Annotated in this window: 17 protein-coding genes; 14 read left to right on the top strand and 3 right to left on the bottom strand. The window is 32.6% G+C overall.

Going from position 1 to position 15,862, the window contains the following annotated elements; genetic code table 11:
- The first annotated feature begins 38 nt into the window (after positions 1–38).
- Positions 39–1,046 (top strand): glycosyltransferase family 9 protein, encoded by a 1,008-nt coding sequence (locus FLP_RS22710; protein WP_065451770.1) that lies wholly within the window; start codon positions 39–41, stop codon positions 1,044–1,046.
- A gap of 80 nt (positions 1,047–1,126) precedes the next feature.
- Here the strand turns inward: FLP_RS22710 and FLP_RS22705 are convergent, their stop codons facing one another.
- The 3 genes from FLP_RS22705 to FLP_RS22695 all read right to left on the bottom strand — a co-directional run bounded on the left by FLP_RS22705 (position 1,127) and on the right by FLP_RS22695 (position 3,467).
- Positions 1,127–1,519, bottom strand: a complete 393-nt coding sequence (locus FLP_RS22705; protein WP_243397580.1) for a hypothetical protein — start codon at positions 1,517–1,519, stop codon at positions 1,127–1,129.
- 255 nt (positions 1,520–1,774) lie between these two features.
- The gene (locus FLP_RS22700) at positions 1,775–2,083 is read right to left on the bottom strand and encodes a hypothetical protein (protein ID WP_065452013.1); all 309 of its coding nucleotides are present in this window, start codon (positions 2,081–2,083) and stop codon (positions 1,775–1,777) included.
- Positions 2,084–2,414: 331 nt separating this feature from the next.
- Complete coding sequence (locus tag FLP_RS22695; protein ID WP_065451768.1) at positions 2,415–3,467, bottom strand: ferredoxin--NADP reductase; 1,053 nt, start codon at positions 3,465–3,467, stop codon at positions 2,415–2,417.
- Between the two features lie 128 nt (positions 3,468–3,595).
- Here FLP_RS22695 and FLP_RS22690 point away from each other — a divergent pair, with 128 nt between their 5' ends.
- The 13 genes from FLP_RS22690 to FLP_RS22630 all read left to right on the top strand — a co-directional run bounded on the left by FLP_RS22690 (position 3,596) and on the right by FLP_RS22630 (position 15,793).
- Positions 3,596–5,056: a DUF5687 family protein gene (locus FLP_RS22690; protein WP_065451767.1), complete on the top strand. Its 1,461-nt coding sequence runs from the start codon at positions 3,596–3,598 to the stop codon at positions 5,054–5,056.
- A gap of 112 nt (positions 5,057–5,168) precedes the next feature.
- Positions 5,169–5,864, top strand: coding sequence for an ABC transporter ATP-binding protein (locus tag FLP_RS22685; protein WP_065451766.1), 696 nt, complete (start codon positions 5,169–5,171; stop codon positions 5,862–5,864).
- Between the two features lie 88 nt (positions 5,865–5,952).
- Positions 5,953–8,565: a type IX secretion system periplasmic lipoprotein PorW/SprE gene (gene porW, locus FLP_RS22680; RefSeq protein ID WP_065451765.1), complete on the top strand. Its 2,613-nt coding sequence runs from the start codon at positions 5,953–5,955 to the stop codon at positions 8,563–8,565.
- 11 nt (positions 8,566–8,576) lie between these two features.
- A complete protein-coding gene (locus FLP_RS22675) occupies positions 8,577–8,981 on the top strand; it encodes a bactofilin family protein (RefSeq protein ID WP_065451764.1) in 405 nt (134 codons plus the stop codon).
- Positions 8,956–9,183: an AtpZ/AtpI family protein gene (locus FLP_RS22670; protein WP_065451763.1), complete on the top strand. Its 228-nt coding sequence runs from the start codon at positions 8,956–8,958 to the stop codon at positions 9,181–9,183. The genes FLP_RS22675 and FLP_RS22670 overlap by 26 nt, the downstream gene beginning before the upstream one ends.
- A gap of 58 nt (positions 9,184–9,241) precedes the next feature.
- A complete protein-coding gene (locus FLP_RS22665; RefSeq protein WP_065451762.1) occupies positions 9,242–9,634 on the top strand; it encodes a hypothetical protein in 393 nt (130 codons plus the stop codon).
- A 118-nt stretch (positions 9,635–9,752) separates the two neighbouring features.
- Entirely contained in the window at positions 9,753–10,928 is a 1,176-nt protein-coding gene (gene atpB / locus FLP_RS22660) for a F0F1 ATP synthase subunit A (protein ID WP_065451761.1), read from the top strand.
- A gap of 32 nt (positions 10,929–10,960) precedes the next feature.
- Positions 10,961–11,158, top strand: coding sequence for an ATP synthase F0 subunit C (atpE, locus tag FLP_RS22655; protein WP_008465835.1), 198 nt, complete (start codon positions 10,961–10,963; stop codon positions 11,156–11,158).
- Positions 11,159–11,247: 89 nt separating this feature from the next.
- The gene (locus FLP_RS22650; RefSeq protein WP_065451760.1) at positions 11,248–11,748 is read left to right on the top strand and encodes a F0F1 ATP synthase subunit B; all 501 of its coding nucleotides are present in this window, start codon (positions 11,248–11,250) and stop codon (positions 11,746–11,748) included.
- 4 nt (positions 11,749–11,752) lie between these two features.
- A complete protein-coding gene (atpH, locus tag FLP_RS22645) occupies positions 11,753–12,286 on the top strand; it encodes an ATP synthase F1 subunit delta (protein WP_065451759.1) in 534 nt (177 codons plus the stop codon).
- A gap of 38 nt (positions 12,287–12,324) precedes the next feature.
- Positions 12,325–13,902 carry a F0F1 ATP synthase subunit alpha gene (atpA, locus tag FLP_RS22640; RefSeq protein WP_065451758.1) on the top strand — a complete coding sequence of 526 codons (1,578 nt, stop codon included), beginning with the start codon at positions 12,325–12,327 and terminating at the stop codon, positions 13,900–13,902.
- Between the two features lie 83 nt (positions 13,903–13,985).
- A complete protein-coding gene (gene atpG, locus FLP_RS22635) occupies positions 13,986–14,846 on the top strand; it encodes an ATP synthase F1 subunit gamma (RefSeq protein ID WP_065451757.1) in 861 nt (286 codons plus the stop codon).
- A 500-nt stretch (positions 14,847–15,346) separates the two neighbouring features.
- Positions 15,347–15,793, top strand: a complete 447-nt coding sequence (locus FLP_RS22630) for a GNAT family N-acetyltransferase (protein WP_065451756.1) — start codon at positions 15,347–15,349, stop codon at positions 15,791–15,793.
- Positions 15,794–15,862: the final 69 nt, after the last annotated feature.

Below are 15,862 nucleotides of genomic sequence, written 5' to 3'. Positions count from 1 at the left end.
TGGCAAAATTGTCCAATAAAATTAAGCATATAGCCGTCATGAGACTTTCCGCAATGGGAGATGTCGCCATGACGGTTCCTGTTTTACGTGCCTTTGTAAAACAGTATCCAGAGGTAAAAGTGACCGTAATTTCACGTCCGTTTTTTAAGCCATTTTTTGACGGAATTCCAAATCTTGACTTTTTTGCTTTTGATGAAAAAGAACGTCATAAAGGTTTTTCAGGACTCTTGAGATTATATCGCGATGTCAAAAAACTAAAAATTGATGCTTTTGCGGATCTCCATAATGTTTTAAGATCTAAAATCGTGAGTTTACTTTTCGCTTTAAGCGGAAAAAAAAGAGCAACGGTTGATAAAGGCAGAGAAGGCAAAAAGGAATTAACCCGAGCCGACAACAAAATTTTCAAACAATTGCCAACAATGTTCGAAAGACACGCAAAAGTGTTCGAAGAACTTGGTTTTCCTTTAGATTTATCAAATCCAACCTTCCCTGAAAAGGCAAAATTAAGTTCAGATATAGTAGAAATTATTGGCAATCAACACCAAAACTTAATTGGTATTGCACCTTTTGCACAATACGATTCTAAGGTTTATCCGCAGGATTTAATGCAGGAAGTTATTGCAAAACTAGCAGAAAATAAAAATAATAAAATATTACTTTTTGGAGGAGGCAAGAAAGAAATTGAAATTCTGGATTCACTTTCTCAACCTTATGAAAATGTAATCAATATGGCCGGAAAAATAAAATTCCAGCAAGAATTACAATTAATAAGTAATCTGGATGTAATGCTTTCTATGGATTCTGGAAATGCGCATATCGCAGCAATGTTAGGCGTAAAAGTGGTTACGCTTTGGGGCGCCACACATCCTTACGCAGGATTTTTGCCATTCAATCAAACGTTAGAAAACTCCTTAACATCTGATAGAAATCAATATCCAAAATTACCAACTTCTGTCTATGGAAATAAAATAGTTGAGGGTTACGAAGATGCGATGAGAAGTATTTCTCCAGAGAAAGTAGTTTTCAGTATTCAGTCACAGTTGTAGTAGAAAATTCCAATAAAAAAAATTCCAAATTCCAACTTTTACAATTGGGATTTGGAATTTTTTTTATGGAATTTAATTTCTCATAAATCAAGAAAAAGATAGCCCATTGCTTTCTTTTTGTTTCTATCAACTACCACTTTTACAAAATGATTTTCTTTTTCAGTAGCGAGTAAAATGTGTTCAAAATCTTGGGTTGAATTTCTGTAAACTTTATGAATCAAATCAGATTCTTTAATTTTTTTCGATAAAATTTCAGCTGCTTTCAATTCACTCACGTAAGGCCAAATATTAAAAAAATGATCATTAGAGATTGATATTTCGGTCATTCCATCGGTAATAAACGAATTGTATTTTTCTTCTGAAAGTAGTTTAGGCCCTTTTCTGTTTCTTCTTTTTTTAATTATGAAGTAGATACAAAAGCAGGATGTTATTACAAAAAGTAGAATAAAAGAGAGGCGGAGATAATGATGCATTGCCATAATATTTAAATTTTAGGTTGACAATCAGATATAGCTTTACAAATCTATCTTAGATAAAGAAAAATGATCAGCTTTAGTAATGTACTAATATACTAAATTTTAAGCGCTTTTTTTGAAAAATCGACAAAAACTTATGGGTTTATTTATGCATCTTAGCGGTATTTTTTAAGTTGAAAACTATAATTTAAATAAAAATTCAAATCCCAATTTTAGTTGGAATTTGGAATTTTGATTTTTTATTGGAATTTATCAAAGCCATATCTTCTCATCACGACATCTGCTATAAATATAATTTTTAAGATTCGAAATCGTAGCTTCATAATTAGGAGCTTCAAAACCAAATCTTTCGTGCTCCATTTGTTCTTTTTCGATGGCAGTGCAGCCTTTTATAACTTCTTTGAGCATGTCCAGCATCGCGATTTCTTTACTGTTCGTTTTCTGATATTTAAACTCGACAATTTCATCTTGAAGTTCTTCGCAATATTCTACAAGTTTCTCAACTTCAGGTTCATCTAAAAGATATTCCTTGCTTTTAAAAATTTCTCGTACTGATCTCATAAAAAAATAAATTACAATTTTAAAAATTCCAAATTCCAATTTTGGAAGGTGTAAATTGGATTTCGTCTTTGTTAAAGCTAGCTGCACATTTTTTGTCACCAAAGGAACGAGGGATCACCACAAGAAACTTCGCAATCAAAATCGCCAATCTTTGTAGAGCTACTTGCGGAGATCCCTCGTTCCTCGGGATGACAATAATTGAGGGTTATTTTGTGTGAAATATTTTAAACTTTGACAAAGATTAAAAAAAGTAATAATCAAACAAAAAAAAATCCAAATCCCAATTGTAAGTTTGGAATTTGGAATTTGAATATTTTGGAATTTTAACTATCTAGACATCATCATAATCTACATAAATAGACTCAGATGTTGGGTGCGCCTGACACGTTAAAATTAATCCTGAAGCGATTTCTTTATCGGTCAAGATTGAATTTTTAGTCATTTCGGCACTTCCGGAAGTTACACGAGCAAGACAGCTGCTGCAAATTCCGCCCTGACAAGAATATGGTGCGTCGATTCCTTGTTTTAGCGCAGCGTCTAATATGGTTTGTTTTTGAGACATTTCGAATGAAACTTCGTCATCATCTACTAAAACAGTAATTTTTGTATGTCCTTCTAATGAAGCTTTTATTTCGTTTTCCTGAGATGAAGAAGTAAAAAGTTCGAACTTAATCGCTGATTCTTTTACGTTTTTCTCTTTCAAAATGGCAGAAACCGTATTGATCATTTCTTCTGGTCCGCACAAGAAAAATTTATCAAATTGTAATTCTTTGTGTTTGTTATTCAAAACAAAATTTACAGATGATTTCTCGATTCTTCCAAACAAAGCGTTTTCGGCTTTAGCCTGACTAAAAACATAATGCACGAAAAAACGACCTACATATTGCAATTGCAAATCATGTAACTCCTGGTAAAAAATAGTTTCGTCAGGAGTTTTATTTCCGTAAACCAATACAAATGAGCTTTTTGGCTCACTTTTCAAAACCGATTTTATGATCGAAAGCACAGGAGTAATTCCGCTTCCGGCAACAAAAGCTGCGTAATTTTTTTGTCTTTCAGCATCTGGTTCAAAAGTAAATACCCCTTCCGGATGACCAACTTCAAGAACATCGCCTGCTTTAAGTCTCGTATTTGCAAACTGAGAAAACAAACCGTTTTTTACTGCTTTTACTGCAATTCGCAATTCGCCGCTTTCTGGTGCAGAACAAATAGAATATGCACGACGAATTTCTTGATTATCAAGAGTTAATTTTAAATTTATGTATTGCCCGGCTATAAATTTATAGTCTGGTTTTAGTTCTTCGGGAACATTAAAAAGTACAGAAACCGCGTCATTTGTTTCGCGTTTTACCTCTTTAATTATAAGTTTTAAGAATGAAGGCATGATTGTATATTTTATGCAAAAGTAGCAAACGGAGATTAAATGTCAGGCACGAAATAATTATTTTTAACTTTTTTTGTAACGTTTCCCTACATTTGATCTCTTACTACAAAACTGAAAACCAAATAACCATGATTAAAAAGTTTATTTATCTCGAATGGAAGGCCTTTACCAGATCTGCATCCTTTGGTGCAAATGTGGCAATGAAAATTTTAATGGGTTTTTTGATGGTCTATTTCTCGGTACTTTTTATCGGGATGGGCGTTGGAGCATTTTATGTATTACGAAAAATGAATCTCGAACCCTTATCGACTATCAATCAATTTCTAATTTATTATTTTCTGTTTGATCTTGTAGTGCGCTTGTTAATGCAGGCAATTCCGGTATTGAATATAAAACCATTATTGGTTTTACCTTTCAAAAAACCAACCATTGTTCATTTCTCTTTAGGCAAAACAGCTTTGTCTTTTTTTAATTGGGTTCATGCCCTTTTCTTCATTCCTTTTTCGATTGTGCTAGCCATGGAAGGTTATGATGTTACAGGAATTATTTTTTGGCTTTTAGCGGCATTTTCTTTAGTCTATATCAACAATTTCCTGAATATTATTTTAAGTAACATCGATAAATTGTTCGTTGTTTTTATTGGAGTTATTATGGCTTTGGGAGCAGCGCAATATTATAAAGTATTTGATATTACGAGTTTTACAACGCCTGTTTTTCAGGGATTCTATGAAACAAAAGGATTATTTATAATTCCAATTTTGGCATTAGCCGGATTGTATATATTTACCGTTAAGTATTTCAAAAACAATTTGTTTTTAGATGCCGGACTTTCTAAAAAAGAAGATATTGCTACAACCGAAAATCTTTCCTGGCTCAATCAGTTTGGAACTTTAGGAACCTTTCTAAAAAATGATATCAAACTGATTAAGAGGAACAAAAGGTCAAAAACGACTATATTTATGAGTGTTTTCTTTTTGTTCTACGGATTCATCTTTTTCGGAAACACACATCAGCCTGAGGTAATGCACATTTTTGCAGGGATTTTTGTTTCGGGAGGATTTTTATTTGTCTTTGGTCAGTTTGTGCCAAGTTGGGACAGTTCGTATTATCAATTAATGATGACACAAAATATCCCGTATCGCGGTTATATTACTTCAAAATGGTGGCTTATTGTTATTGGTACCATTATTTCAACGATTATCGCTTCGTTTTATCTTTTTTTCGGATGGGAAATTTATTTAACTATCGTTATTGGAGCCATTTATAATATTGGCGTAAACTCGCACTTAGTACTTTTAGGCGGAGCATTTACAAAAACGCCTATCGATTTAAGTTCGGCAGGTGGTGCTTTTGGAGATAAAAAAGCCTTTAATGTTAGTGCGATGTTATTGACTTTACCAAAGTTATTATTGCCATTAGGACTTTTTGCAATTGGTCTTTATTTAGGAAACAAAACCATCGGATTAGCGTTAGTTGCCGGAGCCGGAGTTTTAGGTTTTATCTTAAAAGACAAGGTATTTTCATTAATCGAAAAAAGATATAAAATCGAAAAATACAGTACCATAAGTGCTTATAAACAAAAGAACTAATTCGAGAATGTGCCAATTTGATAATGAAAATTTTATCCAATTGAAATCAAACTTAAACAACAAGCAAGAGATTTTTTAATCTAAAATCAACCATCTAAAATCTAAAATCATCATGATACAAGTAAATCAACTTTCAAAACAATATAACGGAACAACAGTTTTAAATATTAATAATCTTGAAATTCCAAAAGGACAAAGCTTTGGCTTAGTGGGCAATAACGGTGCAGGAAAAACGACTTTCTTTAGTTTGTTATTAGATCTTATTCAGCCTTCGACAGGAAATATCACAAGCAATTCTATTCAGGTAAATACTAGTGAAAACTGGAAATCTTTTACAGGATCTTTTCTTGATGAAAGTTTTTTGATAGGTTATTTAACCCCAGAAGAATATTTTTATTTTATTGGAGATTTACGCCATCAAAATAAAGCCGATATCGATGCTTTATTGAAGCAGCATGAAGAATTTTTTAATGGAGAGATACTGAATAATAAAAAATATTTAAGAGATTTATCAAAAGGGAATCAGAAAAAAGTGGGGATAATTGCCACACTTATAGGTAATCCTGAAGTGGTAATCTTAGACGAACCTTTTGCGAATTTAGATCCAACAACGGTAAGCCGACTTAAAAAAATAATAAAAGATTTAGCCGATAATCCAAATGTTACTGTATTGGTTTCCAGTCATGATTTGCAGCATACAGTAGAGGTTTGCGATAGAATTGTGGCTCTTAATAAAGGCGAAGTAGTAAAAGATATTCAAACTTCAAAAGAAACCTTACAAGAACTGGAATCGTTTTTTGCGGTTTAAATTTCTATATTTCAAAAAGAAGCGTATTTTTACAAGTCAATATACTAAAAAACCTTTTTAGAAGTTAATTGATTTAAACTCTTTTCTATTGAAAAAGAATACTCTTAAATATAGTTTTTTTCTGGTCTTTTTGTTTCTTTTGATAGCCTGTTCTACCAAGAAAAATACTTTTTTATCCAGAAACTCACATGCCTTAAGTACAAAATACAACATTTTGTACAACGGTGGCATTGGCCTTGACAAGGGGTTAAAGTCCATACAGGCCAATGATCAGGATAATTTCTGGAAGACTTTGCCTATAGAAAAAATGCAAGTCGATGAAAATTTTTCTGAAGAAGAAAAAGCTAAAAATCCAGACTTTGAAAAGGCAGAAACCAAGGCAACAAAAGCCATCCAGAAACACTCCATGAATATTGGAGGAAGAGAACGAAATTCACAAATTGATGAAGCTTATTTGATGCTGGGAAAAGCGCGATATTATGATCAGCGCTTTATTCCGGCTCTTGAAGCATTCAATTATATTTTGTATAAATATCCTAACAGCAGTAATATTTATACGGCAAAAATTTGGCGCGAAAAAACAAATATGCGTTTAGGGAATGAAGCTATTGTTTTAAAGAATATTAAGCTTTTATTAAAAAATATAGATTTAGACAAACAAACTTTTTCGGATGCAAATGCTTTATTAGCAGAAGCTTTTTTAAATTTAGAACAAAAAGACAGTGCAGTTGCCAAACTTAGAATTGCCGAAGAATTTACAAAAGTAAATGAAGACCGTGCGCGTTATCGTTTTATTTTAGGCCAAATGTATCAGGAAACCGGTAAAAAAGACAGTGCAAATTATTTTTATAACGGCGTAATCGACATGAATAGAAAAGCCGATCGTAAATATATGATGCACGCTTATGCCAAAAAAGCCGAAATGTTTGATTATAAAAATGATAATAAGCAAATGTTTCTTAAGGCTTATAATAATCTAGTTACAGATCGTGAAAACCGACCTTATTATGATATTTTGTTTTATCAAATGGGTGTATTTTATGATAATTATAAAGTACAGGATAGTGCTCTGATATTTTATAATAAATCATTGTTCAGGAAATCTAAAGATCCCTATTTGGTTGCTTCGACTTATCGAAATATTGGAAACATGTATTTTAAAAATACTGATTATACAATGGCAGCCAAATACTACGACAGCACATTGGTAAAATTAGACCCTAAAACCAGGGAGTATGCTTTTATTCAAAAAAACAGAAAAAATTTAGATAACGTAATTAAGTACGAAGGAATTGCAAAACGTAATGACAGTATAATTAAGGTATACGGTTTACCTGCACCCGACAGAAAATTGTATTTTGAAAATTACATTACCGAGCTTAAAAAGAAAGATGAAGCAAAACGTATTCTCGAAGAAAAAGAGAAGGAGAGATTAGCCAACATAGATCGTAATACAAATTCAGTTAATGAGCCAACGGCTATAAATCCTAATTCTATAGGTAAACCACCTTCAGATCCTGAAGGTATTTTGCCGCCATCAGGAAATAATACTGCAAGTACATTTTATTTTTATAATCCAACAACAGTTGCCTACGGAAAATTACAATTCAAGAAATTGTGGGGTAACAGAACTTTGGGCGGAAATTGGAGATTGGCTGCGGTAAAATCTGCCAATAATGCTGCAATGAATGATTCTATAAATAATGATCTGGATGCGGCGAATAAACCAAAAGATTCTATTGTTATTGAAAAATATACAACCGAATTTTACGAAAAACAACTTCCAAAAACGCAAGCTGCGATGGATAGTATTGGTATAGAACGTAATTTTGCCTACTACCAATTAGGACTTATTTATAAAGAGAAATTTAAGGAATATAATTTGGCTAGTGCTAAACTAGAACAGTTATTACAAAATAATCCGGAGGAGAAATTGATATTGCCATCGATGTATAATTTGTATAAAATATACGAGATTACAAATCCGGCAAAAGCCGAAGCTATAAAAATGGATATTAGTTCTAAATATCCAAATTCGAGGTATGCACAACTTTTAAACAATACCAACTCAGAAGATTTGGCATCTGCAGATAAAGAGTATAAAAAATGGTATAAACTATTTCAGGAAGAACAGTTTGATACCGTTTTGGATAATATTGATAATCTGATCAATCAGTATTCTGGTGACGAAATTGTTTCTAAATATGAATTACTAAAAGCAAACACTTTAGGAAAGGTAAATGGTCTTGCAGCATATAAAAATGGTTTAGAGACAGTTGCTGATAATTATCCAAATAGTGATGAAGGTAAAAACGCAAGAGAGATTTTAGAAAAGCAAATTCCTGGTTTAGAAAAACTGGATTTTACTTCAGTTGATAATAAAAACTGGAAAATTTTATATTTAGTTCCTAATAACGATTCTAAAACCCGTAAAAAAATCGAAGAGGCAATTAAAGTATTTTTGTTAGTTGAAAATTATGAGAGATTAACAACTTCTTTTGACAGATACAACAAAACAGAAAGTTTTATAGTGGTTCATGGTTTAAAATCAGAGGCTTATGCCAAAGATGTTTCAGGAGTTTTTAAGGATGATAAAAAGTATCTAATATCAAATCAGCCAATTATCATCTCGAGTGATAATTATAAGCTGATTCAAATTAAAAAGAATCTCGACGCCTACTTAGCCCCCAAAACCCCATAATCCCCATAATCATGTTTGATAAAGTTAAAAAAAACGGAACAGAACTCTTAGGTAAAACAAATAGAATTGTAGAAGGCACCTCTATAATAGGTGATATCGTTTCTAAAGCCGATTTTAGATTAGACGGTGAATTGATAGGAAATTTTACTTCGCAAGGAAAATTAGTTATAGGCGCCTCGGGTGTTGTAAGAGGAGAAATTGTTTGTAATAATGCTGATATCGAAGGAGAATTTCAGGGAAAAATTAAAGTTTTAGAAGTCCTTAATATAAAGGCATCTGCACAAATTCATGGTGAAGTTGCCGTTGGTAAACTTTCTATTGAACCCGGGGCTGATTTTACAGCTACCTGTACCATGTTAACAAATAATCCAAAAGAAGTAACGCTAAAAGATGGAAAAGGAACCGAACAAAAATAGAAGGAATAAATGGATGCCGCTTATTAATATTCCCGTTCAAATGGGAATCATTATTTTCGTGTTCTCATACTTCGGAACATGGTTAGATGAAAAGCATCCTAGTCCAAAAGTATATTACAATACAATTTTTGTAATGCTTGGTGTTGGACTTGCCTTATATAATGTAATTCGTCAGGTTAATGATATAAATAAAACAAAGTGATTTTTGTCATTAAAAACACTTGATAAAAATTGCATCTTTGCGTAAAATTATTTTCTGAATGCTTTTAAAAAATTACAAACCCATTTTATATTTATTCTTTTTTGCTATAGCAGCTTATGTGTTGCATAAAGCAGCTTTTTTAGTTTTGGATTTAAATACCAGAACCTTTTATTATGGTATTGAATTTTTGTATTTGATTTTTTTCGGATTATCAGCATTATTATACCTTATATTACTAATAGTAAAAAAGAAGAATTTTGAGATTGTGGGGATGGCATTTTTATTCGGAACTTTTACTCAAATGTTAATAGGATACTTAATTTTAAGACCGATTTTGGAAAACCATAGTGCAGAGGTCATGGTTGAAAAAATCAGTTTTTTTATAACATTTATTTTGTTTTTGTTATTTGAGACGCTTTTAACTGCCCGATTATTAAATGAAAAGCGTTAAAATAGCGATTCTGTAAAAGAAGGTTCAAAAATAATTTTTCATATCCTTTTGAATATTAATAAAAAATGTACCTTTGCACCAAATTTTAGAAACGTAAAAAATAAGATTTTTAACAGATATGGTGATTTCAAACAAACCGCTCAAATTTATTCTTGCAGCTTTAGTAGCTTGTTCTCCAGTAATGAGTTTTGCAAATTCAGAGAATGACTCAACGCATGTACAGACTGAAACTGCTCATGAAGAGAAAGTAATTTCACATAACGCTCCTGTAGAAGGTGAGCATGAAGCTCTGGATCCAAAAGCTAAAGTAGACGCTTTTATTGGTCATCACTTACAAGATTCTCATGATTTTGTTTTCTTTTCAGATGAAAAAGAAAATAAACATTATGGTTTCTCATTACCAGTTATTCTTATTGACGGAGGATTGAAAATTTTCTCTTCTTCAAAATTACACCACGGTGAAGAAGTTGCAGAAGTTGATGGAAACTTCTATAAACTAGTTCACGGTAAAATCTACAAAACAGATGCTGCCGGTACCATTACTTTTAATGAGCACGGACATCCTGAAAACGAAAAGCCATTAGATTTTTCTATTACAAAAAATGTAGTGTCAATGCTTTTTGTTGCAGTACTATTATTTATAATGTTTACTGGTTTAGCAAAATCATATAAAAAAGGACCAATCCCAACTGGATTTGGAAGAGTGTTAGAACCTCTTATTATTTTCATTAGAGACGAAATTGCTATTCCTAATATCGGAGAGAAAAAATACAGAAAATATATGGGTTACCTGTTAACTGTATTTTTCTTTGTATGGTTGTTGAACTTATTAGGTATGACTCCACTAGGAATTAACGTTACAGGAAATATTGCCATCACAGTTTGTTTGGCTGCATTTACTTTCATCATTACACAATTTAGTGCAAACAAAGATTATTGGGGACACATTTTCTGGATGCCGGGAGTTCCTGTACCAATGAAAATTATTTTAGCTCCAATTGAAATCTTAGGAACATTAACAAAACCATTTGCGTTATTAATTCGTTTGTATGCAAATATTACCGCAGGTCACGTAGTAATTATGAGTTTGATCGCAATGATCTTTGTAGGTAAAAATTTAGCTGCAGATTTGCCAATCTCTATGGGATTAACATTATTTATTTCTGTTATCGAAATTTTAGTTGCATTTTTACAGGCATTCATTTTCACAATGTTATCTTCATTGTTTATTGGTATGGCTGTTCAGGATCATGATCACGCACATCATCACGAAGATGAAACTGCAATCATTTAATTAGAAGTTTAATTTTATATATATAAATAGTTATGGGAACAATTCCAACTTTAGTAGGTGCTGGATTAGTAGTAATCGGAGCAGGTTTAGGTTTAGGTAAAATCGGTGGATCTGCTATGGACGCTATTGCTCGTCAGCCAGAAGCTGCTGGTAAAATTCAAACTGCGATGATTATTATCGCGGCTTTATTAGAAGGTTTAGCATTTGCTGCTTTAATCTTAGGAAAATAATAAAGAAAGAACTAACAACATCTTTAACGGTTGGTTAAAGGTGTTGTTACTTTTAAAAAAAGAAATTAAATATTTAATATAGTTATAAAATGGATAAGTTAATTAACGATTTTTCATTCGGTTTATTCTTTTGGCAAGCTTTAATCTTGTTGGTTTTAATTTTACTTTTAGTAAAATTTGCCTGGAAACCAATTATGGAATCTATCACCGCAAGAGAAGAAGGTATTAAAAATGCATTACTTTCTGCTGAAAATGCAAAGAGAGAAATGAAAAATTTGCAAGCTGACAATCAAAGAATTTTGAATGAAGCTCGTGCAGAACGTGACGCGATGCTTAAAGAAGCTCGTGAAATGAAAGAGAAAATGATTGCTGATTCTAAAAACGAAGCACAAGAAGCTGGTCAAAAAATGATCGCTCAGGCGAAAGCGGCTATCGAAAGTGAAAAAAATGCTGCTATGGCTGAATTGAAATTACAAGTTTCGACTTTATCATTAAGCATTGCTGAAAAATTGTTGAAAGAAGAACTATCTAACAAAGAATCTCAAACTAAATTAGTTGAGAAAATGTTAGGTGACGTAAAGTTAAACTAAGATTATGGCAAGTACAAGAGCAGCAATTCGTTATGCAAAAGCAATTCTAGACTTAGCAAACTCTAAAGGTGTTGCCGAAGCTGTCAATAACGATATGAAGTCGATTGCAACAGCAATTGATACAAATCTGGAATTGAGTACATTTATTCAAAACCCAACTACAAAAGTTGAAGTTAAAGAAAGTGCTCTTACAGAAGTTTTTGCAGATGTAAATGGAGTAACCAAAGGTTTGTTTCATTTATTATTTGAAAATAAAAGATTTGAAATTCTGGAAGCAATTGCTTTAGAATATAAAAAATTATTTGATGAAGGTAATGGAGTTGAAGTAGCAAAAGTTACAACAGCAATTCCTATGGATGAAGCTTTAGAAGCTAAAGTTTTAGCAAAAGTAGCTACACTGTCAGATAAAAAAGTAACAATAGAAAATATCGTAGATCCATCAATTATTGGGGGATTTATTTTAAGAATAGGTGATCAACAATACAATGCTTCTGTTGCAAACAGATTGCAGGTATTAAAAAGAGAGTTAAGTAATTAGTTTTATTACACATAAAAGTGTCTAAATTATAAATTAAGATGGCGGAAATCAAACCTGCTGAAATTTCAGCAATATTAAGAAAGCAAGTAGAAGGTTTTGAATCTGGTGCTACGCTAGAAGAAGTAGGAACAGTACTTCAAGTTGGAGATGGTATTGCTCGTATTTACGGGCTATCGAATGTACAATATGGTGAGTTAGTTGAATTTGACAACGGACTTGAAGCTATTGTATTGAACCTTGAAGAAGACAATGTTGGAGTGGTACTTTTAGGACCATCAACTGGAATCAAAGAAGGATCAACAGCAAAAAGAACACAACGTATCGCTTCTCTTAAAGTAGGTGAGCAAATGGTAGGACGTGTAGTAAACACTCTTGGTTTTCCAATTGATGGAAAAGGACCAATTGGTGGAGACTTATACGAGATGCCTTTAGAAAGAAAAGCTCCTGGAGTTATCTTCCGTCAGCCAGTTACTGAGCCATTACAAACAGGAGTAAAAGCAGTAGATGCTATGATCCCGGTTGGTCGTGGACAACGTGAGCTTGTTATTGGTGACCGTCAAACAGGTAAATCAACTGTTTGTATCGATACAATCTTAAATCAAAAAGAATTTTACGATGCAGGAAAACCTGTATTCTGTATATATGTTGCAATTGGGCAAAAAGCTTCAACTGTAGCAGGAATCGCTAAAATGTTAGAAGAAAAAGGTGCAATGGCTTATACAGTTATTGTTGCAGCTAACGCTTCTGATCCAGCTCCAATGCAAGTTTATGCTCCTTTCGCAGGTGCTGCAATTGGAGAGTACTTTAGAGATTCAGGTCGTCCTGCACTTATTGTGTATGATGATTTATCTAAACAAGCTGTTGCTTACCGTGAGGTTTCTCTTTTATTAAGAAGACCACCGGGACGTGAGGCATATCCTGGAGACGTTTTCTACTTACACTCTCGTTTATTAGAGCGTGCTTGTAAAGTAATTGCTGATGACGGAATTGCTAAAAACATGAATGATTTACCAGATTCTATCAAGTCTATCGTAAAAGGTGGTGGTTCATTAACTGCATTGCCAATTATCGAAACTCAGGCTGGTGACGTTTCTGCATATATCCCAACAAACGTAATTTCGATTACTGATGGTCAGATTTTCCTTGATGGAGATTTGTTCAACTCTGGAGTTCGTCCAGCGATCAACGTAGGTATTTCTGTATCTCGTGTTGGAGGTAATGCTCAGATTAAATCAATGAAAAAAGTTTCAGGAACTTTAAAATTAGACCAGGCTCAATTCCGTGAATTAGAAGCTTTCGCTAAATTTGGTTCTGACTTGGATTCAGTTACTTTAAACGTAATTGAAAAAGGTAAAAGAAACGTTGAAATCTTGAAACAAGGTTTAAATGATCCTTATACTGTAGAAAACCAAGTTGCTATTATTTATGCAGGTTCTAAAAACTTATTAAGAAACGTTCCTGTAAATAAAGTAAAAGAGTTTGAAGCTGATTTCTTAGCTTACTTAAACAGTAAACATAAAGATACGCTTAACGCTTTGAAAGCTGGTAAACTTGATGACAACATTACTGATGTTATCGAAAAAGCAGCAAAAGAAATTTCAGCAAAATATATCTAAATATTAGTTTATAGTTTTTAGTTTATTGTTGGGTGGTTCGCCCAACAATAAACTAAAAGCAACAAACAATAAACATAAAATTAATGGCAAATTTAAAGGAAATCCGTAATAGAATTACTTCCGTTTCATCGACGATGCAAATTACATCGGCAATGAAAATGGTTTCTGCTGCAAAGCTTAAGAAAGCACAAGATGCAATCACTGCAATGCGCCCTTATGCCGAGAAATTAACGGAGTTGTTGCAAAACCTTTCTGCTACACTTGATGGTGAAGTTGGAGGAGATTATACAACACAACGTGAAGTAAAAAAAGTATTGCTAGTAGCTATAACTTCAAACAGAGGTTTATGTGGTGCATTCAATTCAAATATTATTAAAGAGGTTAAAAATCGTTCTGCTTTTTATGCCGGAAAACAAGTTGATGTTTTTCCTATTGGTAAAAAAGGAAATGATGTATTAAGTAAATCTCATAAAGTTCACGGTCACCATAATGCAATTTTCGATCATTTAACTTTTGAAAATGTTGCCGGAATTGCTGATAACTTAACTCAGAAATTTTTATCTGGAGAATACGACAGAATCGAATTGATTTACAATCAGTTTAAAAATGCTGCGACACAAATCGTTCAAACAGAACAATTTTTACCGTTGGCACCAATTAAATCTGATGTACCGGCTTCTACAGGAGATTATATTTTTGAACCTTCAAAAGAAGAAATTGTGTTAACATTGATTCCTAAATCATTAAAAACGCAGCTATACAAAGGTATTCGTGATTCATTTGCTTCAGAACACGGAGCGCGTATGACAGCAATGCACAAAGCAACTGACAACGCAACTGAATTAAGAAACCAATTGAAATTGACTTACAATAAAGCACGTCAGGCATCTATTACAAACGAAATCCTTGAGATCGTTGGTGGAGCAGAAGCTTTGAACGGATAATTTATTCAAGACATACAAAAAAGAGCCGACAAGTAATTGTCGGCTCTTTTTGCTTTATATATAGTAGTTTAGTTTTTCGTGATGAAGAACTTATAAAATGGTGATTCTCAATTCATTCAAAACCGAGAATCAGTTACCATTTTATAAAATTATCGGCAGATTTATCACTCTGCGGTGCTTTGTCTTTCGTGGGAACAAACTAGCTTTATCGGTCCCAATGCTCTGTTTTTTTAAGGGTTACATATCAGCAGAATCAATCCCTTTTGCTTTGTCTTTTGTGGGAACAAACTAGCTTTATTAGTCCCAATGCTTTGCTTTTTTTTGAAAGGTTGTATTTTAGCTTTGCTCATTCCTTTGATACAAAGTTAATATAGAAGTACTTGTAGAAATTTATATAATTTTTAATCTTTATTATAGATTTCACATACGGAGTTAAGAAACACTTAAAAACGGGGCAATTAAAAAAAATAAAGTATTTTTGATATCTATTTTTTATTACAATGAAAGTACAAATAAAAGAGCTTACTACGATAGATGAAATGTTGGATCAGATAGCAACCATGCGATTTCTTTATCCTAATTTATCGATTGAAAAATATGAAGCTTACCTTTCTGAAATGGTACCTCACAATTATATTCAGATTGCAGTTTTTGATAAAGATATTTGTGTTGGAATTACCGGTTGTTGGTCAGCAACCAAATTGTGGACTGGCAAATATCTCGAAATAGATAATTTTGTTGTAAATCCGGAGCATCGGTCTAAAGGAATTGGAAAATTACTGACAGACTATGTAGAACAGAAGGCTATAAATTTAGAATGCAGCAGTATCGTGTTAGATGCTTTTACGGGAAATTTTGCTGCTCATCGCTTTTATTACAATCAGGGTTACGGACCAAAAGGTTTTCATTTTGTTAAAATTTTAGACGAAAAAAAATTAACACAATAAAATAATAGGTCAATTTTTTTATTGAACCTGTAAAAGCAATAATAAACCAAAGAATTGGTTATTTTTGTT

The sequence above is a fragment of the Flavobacterium piscis genome, from assembly GCF_001686925.1.
In the GTDB taxonomy this organism is placed as follows: Bacteria; Bacteroidota; Bacteroidia; order Flavobacteriales; family Flavobacteriaceae; genus Flavobacterium; species Flavobacterium piscis.
The sequence above is the reverse complement of the archived record's forward strand: the minus strand, read 5'-3'. Positions and strand labels throughout refer to the sequence as shown.

What these genes read in the sequence shown, in the direction of transcription:
- FLP_RS22710 (WP_065451770.1), top strand. Translation starts at nt 39, where the DNA reads ATGAGACTTTCCGCAATGGGAGATGTCGCCATGACGGTTCCTGTTTTA.
- FLP_RS22705 (WP_243397580.1), bottom strand. Translation starts at nt 1,519, where the DNA reads ATGCATCATTATCTCCGCCTCTCTTTTATTCTACTTTTTGTAATAACA.
- FLP_RS22700 (WP_065452013.1), bottom strand. Translation starts at nt 2,083, where the DNA reads ATGAGATCAGTACGAGAAATTTTTAAAAGCAAGGAATATCTTTTAGAT.
- FLP_RS22695 (WP_065451768.1), bottom strand. Translation starts at nt 3,467, where the DNA reads ATGCCTTCATTCTTAAAACTTATAATTAAAGAGGTAAAACGCGAAACA.
- FLP_RS22690 (WP_065451767.1), top strand. Translation starts at nt 3,596, where the DNA reads ATGATTAAAAAGTTTATTTATCTCGAATGGAAGGCCTTTACCAGATCT.
- FLP_RS22685 (WP_065451766.1), top strand. Translation starts at nt 5,169, where the DNA reads ATGATACAAGTAAATCAACTTTCAAAACAATATAACGGAACAACAGTT.
- FLP_RS22675 (WP_065451764.1), top strand. Translation starts at nt 8,577, where the DNA reads ATGTTTGATAAAGTTAAAAAAAACGGAACAGAACTCTTAGGTAAAACA.
- FLP_RS22670 (WP_065451763.1), top strand. Translation starts at nt 8,956, where the DNA reads ATGGAAAAGGAACCGAACAAAAATAGAAGGAATAAATGGATGCCGCTT.
- FLP_RS22665 (WP_065451762.1), top strand. Translation starts at nt 9,242, where the DNA reads ATGCTTTTAAAAAATTACAAACCCATTTTATATTTATTCTTTTTTGCT.
- atpB (WP_065451761.1), top strand. Translation starts at nt 9,753, where the DNA reads ATGGTGATTTCAAACAAACCGCTCAAATTTATTCTTGCAGCTTTAGTA.
- atpE (WP_008465835.1), top strand. Translation starts at nt 10,961, where the DNA reads ATGGGAACAATTCCAACTTTAGTAGGTGCTGGATTAGTAGTAATCGGA.
- FLP_RS22650 (WP_065451760.1), top strand. Translation starts at nt 11,248, where the DNA reads ATGGATAAGTTAATTAACGATTTTTCATTCGGTTTATTCTTTTGGCAA.
- atpH (WP_065451759.1), top strand. Translation starts at nt 11,753, where the DNA reads ATGGCAAGTACAAGAGCAGCAATTCGTTATGCAAAAGCAATTCTAGAC.
- atpA (WP_065451758.1), top strand. Translation starts at nt 12,325, where the DNA reads ATGGCGGAAATCAAACCTGCTGAAATTTCAGCAATATTAAGAAAGCAA.
- atpG (WP_065451757.1), top strand. Translation starts at nt 13,986, where the DNA reads ATGGCAAATTTAAAGGAAATCCGTAATAGAATTACTTCCGTTTCATCG.
- FLP_RS22630 (WP_065451756.1), top strand. Translation starts at nt 15,347, where the DNA reads ATGAAAGTACAAATAAAAGAGCTTACTACGATAGATGAAATGTTGGAT.